Raw genomic sequence first — 4255 nt, 5'->3', positions numbered from 1 at the left:
CCCATCCGGCCGAAATCCGATAAAAGCCGAACGCAAGCGGCAACGGGCAAGCGCAATCCCGAGCGATGGGCGCGCAAGCGCCGCCTTGGCGATATGGCCGCCCTCCCCCCGCATCTGCGTGATTGTTTTACCGAAGGCGAACGGGCGGTGCTTTACATCGTGGCTGCTGACATACGCCAACACGAATCTTGCTGCTGCACCAACAAGGAAATCGGCGACCGCGCAGGCGTTGGCCTCACCACAACACGCAATGCGCTGCGCAAAGCGCGCGAGCACGGCTTGCTTGATATCCAGCAGCGCGAACAATGGCGCAGCAAGAACCTTGCCAACGTCATCCGCATGACCTGCAAGCGCTGGCTTCGCTGGCTTTCAAAATTCAGGCCAAAGCTTGGCTTTAATTTTCATTCCAAGGGTGTCAAAAAAGCGACGTCCTCAGAGACTTCCAGTAAAATAAACCAAAAAGGACAGCCTGTTCATTATCCAAAAGCCGACCCTACGGGCGGCTTAAAGCCGTTTGCTGGTCGCAAACCGGCTTTTGGATAACGGCTGAACGCCTTTTCCGGATAAAACAGCGTAAAAACCCACGTTGTAATGGCTTTTGAATAAAGCCTGTCGGGAAAGCTGTGCCCAGTCAAATACCAACAGGATGGAATTGGACGTTTTTGGAACCGTCTATCGTATATTCGTGTCCGCTGAATATTCTGCCGCCGCCAAAATCAGGATCGCGGCGGAAATTCCGGCGGTTCTGGCTTACTCCATTCACGTACAATTCCGCCTCAGCCGGAACCTACCCCTGCAATGGAGTTGCTCAACGCCTTACAGCTACTTTTGAAAATGGAGCAATAACGAAGGATATGTCTGATTTTAGGGTTTCAAGGGCTTCTATACGTGCCGAAAAAAGACCGGCAAGAGCTCTGTGATAATTAAGCAGTGCAATAGCATGTATCGAATTTCGTAAATTAAAAATAGGTGCTTCATTAATAAGAAAACTATTATTGATACCCTTATCTAAGGCTTTTGAAATAAAAGAAATTATATCCGATGGGGGATTAAAAGACATATTAATATGATTCGCGCGATAATTACAAATTTTTGCCGCTTCAAACTCCCTACGAACGTAAACATTATTAATAATATTGTCGTAATCAAAATACGCATCTATTAAATCTGTAATATAATCTTCAAAATTCTTTATTTTATTATTGAATTTAATTTCGACTCTTTTAAATGATAAACGTTCTTCTTCCGTAATAAGAGCTGATATCAGCAGATTTTTAGTTGGAAAGTAGCGATTAAGGGTCTTCGTTACTGCTCCCGCCTTTTCTGCTATTTCTTGCATGGTGGTGTTTTCGACCCCTTTTGCAGTAAATAATTTAGTAGCAGCGGCTAAAAAGTCATAATATTTTTTCTGCTTATTCAAAGCACGCTTTCCAAGCATTGAACTATTATCCATTTCTATTTTAAGTATATAATACAGAAATCTATATTATATATCATGTATAAATTATTGATGTTTATGATTCTTCAATAGATATTTTAATTCTCGGTTGCAGAAATTTACAGAATATATTTATTATTTTTCTTTAATTTTTTCAATGAAAAACTCTATATCGCTTTTATCATAGCCAAGAAGTGTCCCATCCATTCTATGAAGATCGTTTTCATTAAATATTTCTCTGAATGCTTTTTCATTCGCCTTGTCAATCATTAGAATAGATAGTTTTGCTCTCCACTCCTCGCTGGGAAGGCAATATATTCTCCATTCTACATTATCTTTATTTATGCTAAAAAGTTTTATATGACCTGAAGACACGTAGGGCTGAAATTCAGCATCACCTAATGCTTCGGGGGAGATGCCATTACTTGCTGCGAATTTTGCTAAAGGCTTTTTGCCCTGCAACATAAGCTCTAGTTCCATCCCTTGATGAGGGGCTATCTTCGGACTTGTGCTATTCATGACAGCTCGAGCATACGGGGTTACCTGCTCCTCCACCTGGGCCTCCATTTCCATTTGGCACAATAACACCCGAGTGCGGATCTAAAGTGCCTCCTTGAGGGAATTGTTTTACAAAACAACTAGGACAAAGGATATTTCCGTTCCCGTCTCCATGAGACCCTCCGTTCGGGGCGGTGCAATTGGTACATGGCGGCGTCGGAGATCGTGGAACTTGCGCACCAGCATTCAAAATAGCTAGGGTGCACAAAAGCAGTATCACAAAGCTGATTATTAAATTTTTCATGACCAACTCCCTCATGTTCTAACCATACAGAGGGCTCGCAGCAAGAAAATGGCTATTAGTAGGTTCCTAATTATTGGATCGTTCGCATAGCTTAGTATCGTAACTTGGCCGCCATCAGGTCAATAATGGATGTCCGCCATTTCAAGCATGTTTCTTTAGACTAAACCCTATTCAGGGGGCGGAAGATTCAGCCCCCCCCCCCGCGAGAAGCCTCATTGATAAGCGGGGATCTGTGTACTATAGTTATCAGGATGGTTGAATTACTTCGCACACCAGATTTCGAAAAATGGTTATCCCGCCTTAAAGATGGTCGGGCAGTAGCGCGGATCGTGGATAGGCTGGACCGTTTAGCTATGGGCAATCCCGGCGACGTTAAGCCTGTTGGAGAAGGTATATCCGAACTTCGGATCGTCTATGGGCCTGGCTATCGCGTGTATTTTCTGCAGAAGGGATCAATCGTGATCCTGCTCTTGTGCGGTGGCGACAAAAGCAGCCAGTCAAAGGACATTAAAAATGCAAAGGCGTTGGCCGAGAAATGGAAGGAACAACTATGATCACGGAGAAGCTGGCGCGCTTTGATTCCGCCGACTACCTGACGGATGAAATGCGCATTGAGGAATATCTTGAAGCCGCGATGGAGAGCGACGACCCGGCAGTGATAGCTCACGCTTTGGGCGTTGTTGCGCGCGCGCGCAATATGAGTAAGCTTGCCCGAGATACCGGGATTAGCCGGGAAGGTCTCAACAAGGCGCTTTCTGGCGAGGGCAATCCCACCCTCGAAACAATCATGAAAGTGTCTAAAGCGCTTGGTTTGCGTATAGCTTTTCATCCCGTCGAGTGACCGCTTCTTGCATATAACGGCTTACAACTCCTTAATGCAGAAATGCCCACGGAGCTCCCTCCCAAGGGGGTAGGTTCAGGATACGCGTAAAAACCGGTCACAGTGGACTATTCGGCGGTTCCGGCTTACTCCATTCACGTACAATTCCGTCTCAGCCGGAACTGCCCCCTGTAACATTGCTGCGGATCATCTGTTTTGGGTATACCCAAGATGGACTGATGGTTTCCGGTCCTGTATAGACTGATTTGATCACTTAAATCAGACCGGTACATCCTGATGACTCTAACGGTACCAGATAAGACCGCAATTTTCGTCCGCGCCTATCTGCGAGCATCCACTAGTGAGCAGGATGCGTTACGGGCGCGTGGCAGTCTGGATGCTTTTGTGCGCGAACGCGGTCTGACCATCTGCAATTATTACGCCGAGAATGAATCCGGTGCCCGTCTTGACCGGCCGGAGCTGTTTCGGCTGCTCAAGGATTGCCAGCCGCGTGATGTGTTGCTGGTAGAAGACGTGGACCGGCTGTCCCGTTTGAAAGAAGGTGATTGGCAGAAGCTGAAAACCCAGCTGCGCGAGCGTCAGGTGAAGGTTGTCGCGGTAAATGTACCGACAACATGGCAAAGTCTGGCAGCCAGCCACAGCGAATTTGACGCGCGTATGTTCGGCGCGGTCAACGAGATGCTTCTGGATATGCTGGCGGCAATTGCGCGGCGGGATTATGAACAGCGCCGCGAGCGGCAGAGGCAGGGCATTGCCACGGCCAAGGCAGCAGGGAAATATCAGGGCCGCAAAGCTGACCAGACCCGGTACGATGCCATCAATCGGATGCTTGCCAGCGGCAATTCATGGGCGACCGTTCAACGGACGCTTGAATGCAGTCGCACGACAATCAGCCGGGCCGTTCAGCAGGCAAGGCTGCGCACAGCAAAGATTGTCTCACCTGCCCTGCCAGATGTTCAGACGGTTCCCGTCCGTCTGTGGGCCCTGGTCGAAAATAACAGCAAATTCGTACGTGGTAAAAAGCGGGTACACGAAGATATTGAATCTCTGGTTCAGCGAGAGTTTTCAGGCCGAAAGCTCGGAGACTGTGAATACGGCCTCACCATCACCTACAAAGACGATGCGGATCTGAAAGAACAGATCGAGGAGCTACTCACCGAGGTTCATCGTTTAG

Annotated in this window: 6 protein-coding genes; 4 read left to right on the top strand and 2 right to left on the bottom strand. The window is 47.6% G+C overall.

Features of this window, described 5'->3' with window-relative positions:
* The first annotated feature begins 93 nt into the window (after positions 1-93).
* Positions 94-543 (top strand): hypothetical protein, encoded by a 450-nt coding sequence (locus ACTJKP_RS26415; protein WP_440632770.1) that lies wholly within the window; start codon positions 94-96, stop codon positions 541-543.
* Between the two features lie 265 nt (positions 544-808).
* Here the strand turns inward: ACTJKP_RS26415 and ACTJKP_RS26410 are convergent, their stop codons facing one another.
* Entirely contained in the window at positions 809-1438 is a 630-nt protein-coding gene (locus ACTJKP_RS26410; protein WP_440632769.1) for a TetR/AcrR family transcriptional regulator, read from the bottom strand.
* A 135-nt stretch (positions 1439-1573) separates the two neighbouring features.
* The gene (locus tag ACTJKP_RS26405; RefSeq protein ID WP_440632768.1) at positions 1574-1993 is read right to left on the bottom strand and encodes a hemin receptor; all 420 of its coding nucleotides are present in this window, start codon (positions 1991-1993) and stop codon (positions 1574-1576) included.
* A 498-nt stretch (positions 1994-2491) separates the two neighbouring features.
* Between ACTJKP_RS26405 and ACTJKP_RS26400 the strand changes: the two genes are divergently transcribed.
* From ACTJKP_RS26400 to ACTJKP_RS26390, 3 genes are all read left to right on the top strand, one after another.
* Entirely contained in the window at positions 2492-2794 is a 303-nt protein-coding gene (locus ACTJKP_RS26400) for a type II toxin-antitoxin system RelE/ParE family toxin (RefSeq protein ID WP_440632767.1), read from the top strand.
* Positions 2791-3081, top strand: coding sequence for an addiction module antidote protein (locus ACTJKP_RS26395; protein ID WP_440632766.1), 291 nt, complete (start codon positions 2791-2793; stop codon positions 3079-3081). The genes ACTJKP_RS26400 and ACTJKP_RS26395 overlap by 4 nt, the downstream gene beginning before the upstream one ends.
* Positions 3082-3357: 276 nt before the next feature.
* Positions 3358-4255 (top strand): recombinase family protein (locus tag ACTJKP_RS26390; RefSeq protein ID WP_440632765.1); only part of this gene is annotated, 898 nt, incomplete at its 3' end.

Origin of the sequence: Brucella sp. 22210 (genome assembly GCF_052045675.1) — a bacterium.
In the GTDB taxonomy this organism is placed as follows: domain Bacteria; phylum Pseudomonadota; class Alphaproteobacteria; order Rhizobiales; family Rhizobiaceae; genus Brucella.
Note: the sequence above shows the minus strand (reverse complement) of the source record. Positions and strands in the feature narration are given on the sequence as shown.

Excerpts from the sequence above, each read along its gene's own strand:
- ACTJKP_RS26415 (WP_440632770.1), top strand. The coding sequence starts at position 94 with ATGGCCGCCCTCCCCCCGCATCTGCGTGATTGTTTTACCGAAGGCGAA.
- ACTJKP_RS26410 (WP_440632769.1), bottom strand. The coding sequence starts at position 1,438 with ATGCTTGGAAAGCGTGCTTTGAATAAGCAGAAAAAATATTATGACTTT.
- ACTJKP_RS26400 (WP_440632767.1), top strand. The coding sequence starts at position 2,492 with ATGGTTGAATTACTTCGCACACCAGATTTCGAAAAATGGTTATCCCGC.
- ACTJKP_RS26395 (WP_440632766.1), top strand. The coding sequence starts at position 2,791 with ATGATCACGGAGAAGCTGGCGCGCTTTGATTCCGCCGACTACCTGACG.